This is a genomic window from Mycobacterium sp. (assembly GCF_025933915.1).
Classification (GTDB): Bacteria; Actinomycetota; Actinomycetes; order Mycobacteriales; family Mycobacteriaceae; genus Mycobacterium.
This window is the reverse complement of record NZ_JAICZA010000245.1, coordinates 1-4,797: the sequence shown is the minus strand read 5'-3', so window position 1 is coordinate 4,797 and position 4,797 is coordinate 1. Positions and strand designations below refer to the sequence as shown.

Sequence of the window (4,797 nt, the reverse complement as noted above, 5' to 3'; positions counted from 1 at the left end):
GACATGAGCGCGGGCAAAGCGGCGGGAACGGCAACCATGCTGCTTCGCTCCGGTGGGAAGCCGTCCGTCGACGCCGACATCGTGGTCGACGACCTGGCCGCCGCCGTCGAGCTCATCTTGAATGCCCAAGCGGCGCACTAGCGTGGTCCGCGAAATTGCCGTGCATCCTTGCCGGAGCCGCGACCCTGCTCATAACCTGGCACCATCCGACCGCGTCCAGGAGTGCCGGGCCTGGCGCACCAGACGACGGCAAGCAGGCAGGACAGGTCATGGCGGCATCGCGACGCGCACACCGGTGTCGCGACGCTGCGGGCGGCGGTCTCTAGCGGTGGCCGGTCTGACCGGCGCCCGGGCGGATGAGCTCGCGACGATGGACATCTTCGCGGGAAGTCCCGCCGAAGACCTTGTGCAGTTGGCCGGCCGCCTCCAGCCGCTGCGCGCCGCCTCCGGCCGGGTGCTGATGCGGCAGGGCGAACAGGCCGTCTCGTTTCTGCTGATCTCCTCGGGTACCGCGGAGATCAAACACGTCGGCGATGACGGCGTGGTGATCATCGAGCATGCGACCCCGGGCATGATCGTCGGCGAGATCGCGCTGCTGCGCGACATCCCCCGCACCGCAACGGTGACCACCGCCGAACCACTGACCGGTTGGATCGGTGACACCGAGGCCTTCGCCAGCATGGTGCACATTCCCGGCATCACGTCACGGCTGCTACGCACCGTGCGCCAGCGTCTGGCCGCGTTCATCACGCCGATCCCGATCCAAGTTCGAGACGGCACGCAGCTGCTGCTGCGCCCGGTGCTGCCCGGTGACAGCGAGCGCACCGTGCACGGACACATCCACTTCTCCAGTGACACGCTCTATCGGCGTTTCATGACGCCGCGGATTCCCACCCCGGCGTTGATGCATTACCTGGCGGAGGTCGACTACGTCGATCACTTCGTGTGGGTGGTCACCGACGGCAGCGACCCGGTGGCCGACGCGCGCTTCGTGCGCGACGATAGCGACCCCACGGTCGCCGAGATCGCCTTCACCGTGGCCGACGCCTATCAGGGCCGGGGGATCGGCACCTTTTTGATCAGTGCGCTGTCCATCGCCGCCCAGATCGACGGGATCGAAAGGTTCTCCGCGCGAATGCTTTCCGACAACGTGCCGATGCGCGCGATCATGGACCGCTACGGCGCGGTGTGGCAGCGCGAAGACGTCGGCGTCATCACCACCGTCATCGACGTGCCCCACCGGCGGGACCTGCCGTTCCCCCCTCACGAAGTCGAGCAGATCAAGCGCGTCGCCCGGCAGGTGATCGAGGCCGTCGGCTGACGGCGTCGCGGGCGTGGGACGACGGGTGCGGCCGCGTCGTGTGTTATCAACTCCTCATGCGGCCCTTCTGGATTGGTGCGGCGGCGGCTTCGGTCCTCGCGCTGACGGTTGCGGCCTGCGGACACTCACCCCGGACCGCGCCGTCGGGCACTCCCACGAAATCGGCTCCGGCGGGCCCCGGTGCCGTCAACCCGGCCAATATCAAGCGGGTGGTGCGCGAGCTGCCACCCGGTTACGAGGTGACGACGGGAATCCCCAGCGCGGCCTCGCCGAGGGTGATCTGGGGCCTTGCGGCCGACGCGCGGGCCAAGCCGGCCCGATGCGGGGTACTGGCCGACCCCGGAAACGGGCGTGACCAGTCGGCGCAGGGCGTGTCGGGCTCGGGCAGCGGCGGCATCGTCGGCGCGGTGGTGGTGGCTTTGCCGGGGCCGGTGGACTTTCCGGACGACCTGGTCACCGCGTGTGGGCAGTGGTCGGAGACCGCCGGGCGCACCGTCGCGCGGGTACACCTCGCCGACGCCCCGCATATCGAGGGCGCCGAAACGCTGGGCATGGTGGCCGACATCAGGTCTTCGGTCGAGTCGGGTACCGAAATAGACTCGCGCGTCTACACATTCACCGCGTATCTGGGCAACTACTACGCGTTCACCACGCTGACCACGGATCCCGGTTCGGCGCTTCCGGTGCTGCCTCCGCAATTCGCCGCCGATCTGCTCGCCAAAACGGTGTCCACGTTGCGCAGCTGAGCCACCGGCTTGGGTAGATTGGCCACGATGTCCAAGGTGTTGCTCGCGGTCGCCGCCTTCTGCGTCCTGGCCGGCTGCTCATCGGCCACTCACCCGGCGAAGGTCGACATCAACAAGGTCGTCGACGTGAAATCAAGCTTCGGACCCGACTACCAGGTCAGCGACATCACCCAACGGGGAATCGACCCCAAGCTGCTGTCCGGCCGGAAGCTGCCCGACGGATTGACATTCGACCCCGCGAACTGCGCGAAAGTCGCGAGCGGGCCGGATATGCCGGCCGACCTGCAGGGCAATATGTCCGCCGTCACCGCCGAGGGCCGCGGCAACCGGTTCGTGGTCATCGCGCTGGAGACCTCAAAAGCGTTGCCATTCAACGATCCCGGAAAGGACTGCGCCAAAGTCACCTTCTCCGGGGCGCAACTGCGCGGCGGTGTCCAAGTGATCGACGCGCCGCAGATCGACAGCACCCGCACTCTGGGCGTGCACCGCGTCCTGCAGGCCCTGACCCCTGGCGGTCCGCGCACCGGTGAGCTGTATGACTACTCGGCACAATTCGGCGACTACCAGGTGATCGTCATCGCCAACCCGTTGGTGGTCCCCGGGCAGCCCGTCGCCGCGGTCGACACCCAACGCGCCCGCGATCTGCTCGCCAAAGCCGTGACGGCGGTTCGCGGCTAGCGCACGCCGCGCGGCCGGAACTGGATGCTCACCCGCGGGCCGACGGGTACCGCGGTCTTGGGCACGGCGTGTTCCCAGGTGCGTTGGCATGAGCCACCCATCACCAGCAGATCCCCGTGTGCCTGCGGCAGCCGCAGCGACGGGCCACCGCCGCGGCGGCGCATCGCGAACGAGCGGGTGGCGCCCAGGCTGACAATCGCCACCATGGTGTCCTCCGAACTGCTGCGGCCGATCGTGTCGCCATGCCAGGCCACGCTGTCGGAGCCGTCGCGATAACAGCACAACCCCACCGTGGTGAACGGTTCACCGAGCTCGCCGGCGTAGATGTCGTTGAGCCGCCGCCGCAGCCGGGCCAACGTCGGATGCGGTGGATCGTCGAGGGTGAGGTCGTGAAAGCTGACCAGCCGTGGAACGTCGACCACCCGGTCGTACATCTGCCGGCGTTCTTCGCGCCACGGCACCGTCGACAACAATCCGTCGAGCAGGTCATCCGCATCGGTCAGCCAGCCGGCGCGGATTTCGACGAACGCGCCGTCACCGAGTTGCCTGCGCTCGGTGTGCTGGAACAGGGAGCCTTGGACCGCAACCTCCACGCGAACCAGTTTATCGCACATCCGTTCGATGATGCGGGGCGCGCGGCGGGCGTGTGCCGCGACCGTCCAGCCCTTTCCGCCGCTACGGTTGAGTCGTGGGTGTGGTTGAGCTGGGCACCAATTCCGAGGTCGGCGCGCTGCGCACGGTCATCGTGCACCGCCCTGGCGCCGAGTTGCTCCGGCTCAACCCGCGCAACGTCGACCAACTGCTTTTCGACGGCCTCCCGTGGGTCGCCCGCGCGCAAGACGAGCACGACCAGTTCGCCGAGCTGCTGCGTGCCCGCGGAGTCGAGGTGCTGCTCCTGTCGGACCTGCTCACCGAGGCGCTGACGAACAGCGGAGCCGCACGGATGCAGGGCGTCGCCGCTGCAGTCGACGCGCGACGGCTGGGAGTTCCTCTGGCGCAAGAGCTTTCGGGCTACCTGCGGGGCCTGGAGCCGGCCCGCTTGGCTCAGGTGCTGATGGGCGGCATGACGTTCAACGAGTTGCCCGCGGATACCCGCACCGACGTGTCGTTGGTGCTGCGCATGCACCACGGGGGCGATTTCGTCATCGACCCGCTGCCCAACCTGGTGTTCACCCGCGACTCGTCGATCTGGATCGGACCGCGGGTGGTGATTCCGACGCTGGCGCTGCGGGCCCGGGTCCGTGAGGCGTCGTTGACCGATCTCATCTATGCCCATCACCCGCGGTTCACCGGGGTGCGGCGAGCCTACGAGTCACGCACCGCACCCGTCGAGGGCGGTGATGTGCTGCTGCTGGCGCCCGGCGTGGTCGCGGTCGGGGTGGGCGAGCGGACCACCCCCGCCGGTGCGGAGGCGTTGGCCCGCAGCCTGTTTGACGACGGCCTCGCGCACACGGTGCTCGCGGTGCCGATCGCGCAGCGGCGCGCGCAAATGCACCTGGACACGGTGTGCACGATGGTCGACACCGACACGGTGGTGATGTACGCCAACATCGTCGACACGCTGTCGGCGTTCACCATCGCGCGCACGCCCGACGGGGTCGCCATCAGCGATGAGGTCCCATTTTTGGAGGGCGCGGCCAAGGCGATGGAGATCGACAAGCTACGGGTCATCGATACCGGGCTGGATCCCGTCATCGCCGAACGCGAGCAGTGGGACGACGGCAACAACACGCTGGCGCTGGCGCCCGGCGTCGTCGTCGCCTACGAACGCAACGCGCAGACCAACATTCGCTTGCAGGACGCGGGTATCGAAGTGCTGACCATCGCGGGATCCGAATTGGGCACCGGCCGCGGCGGCCCCCGCTGCATGTCGTGCCCCGTCGCCCGCGATGCGATTTCATGACGCCGCGAGACTGTAAGTGGCAACGCATTTCCCGAGTGACGCCGTCGCTAGTTACAGTCTCGCGGCGCGGCAAAGACATCATCGCCAGCTGGGCAGCCAGATCTCCATATTCCACGTCTGCTGCGAAATCGGCATACCGGTGAGCACCG

At 68.0% G+C, this 4,797-nt stretch carries 5 protein-coding genes and 1 pseudogene; 5 read left to right on the top strand and 1 reads right to left on the bottom strand.

Annotated elements, in window-relative coordinates:
- From Q0W90_RS24535 to Q0W90_RS23245, 4 genes and pseudogenes are all read left to right on the top strand, one after another.
- Positions 1-141, top strand: a pseudogene (locus Q0W90_RS24535) (histidinol phosphate phosphatase); the annotation flags it as partial.
- A 229-nt stretch (positions 142-370) separates the two neighbouring features.
- The gene (locus tag Q0W90_RS23255) at positions 371-1,321 is read left to right on the top strand and encodes a GNAT family N-acetyltransferase (protein WP_297602057.1); all 951 of its coding nucleotides are present in this window, start codon (positions 371-373) and stop codon (positions 1,319-1,321) included.
- Between the two features lie 56 nt (positions 1,322-1,377).
- A complete protein-coding gene (locus Q0W90_RS23250; RefSeq protein WP_297602045.1) occupies positions 1,378-2,067 on the top strand; it encodes a DUF5642 family protein in 690 nt (229 codons plus the stop codon).
- 27 nt (positions 2,068-2,094) lie between these two features.
- Positions 2,095-2,745, top strand: a complete 651-nt coding sequence (locus Q0W90_RS23245; protein ID WP_297602046.1) for a DUF5642 family protein — start codon at positions 2,095-2,097, stop codon at positions 2,743-2,745.
- Here the strand turns inward: Q0W90_RS23245 and Q0W90_RS23240 are convergent.
- A complete protein-coding gene (locus tag Q0W90_RS23240; RefSeq protein ID WP_297602048.1) occupies positions 2,742-3,338 on the bottom strand; it encodes an alpha-ketoglutarate-dependent dioxygenase AlkB in 597 nt (198 codons plus the stop codon). The two genes, Q0W90_RS23245 and Q0W90_RS23240, sit on opposite strands and share 4 nt — an antisense overlap.
- A 95-nt stretch (positions 3,339-3,433) precedes the next feature.
- Between Q0W90_RS23240 and arcA the strand changes: the two genes are divergently transcribed.
- Complete coding sequence (gene arcA, locus Q0W90_RS23235; RefSeq protein ID WP_297776902.1) at positions 3,434-4,648, top strand: arginine deiminase; 1,215 nt, start codon at positions 3,434-3,436, stop codon at positions 4,646-4,648.
- Positions 4,649-4,797 lie beyond the last annotated feature (149 nt).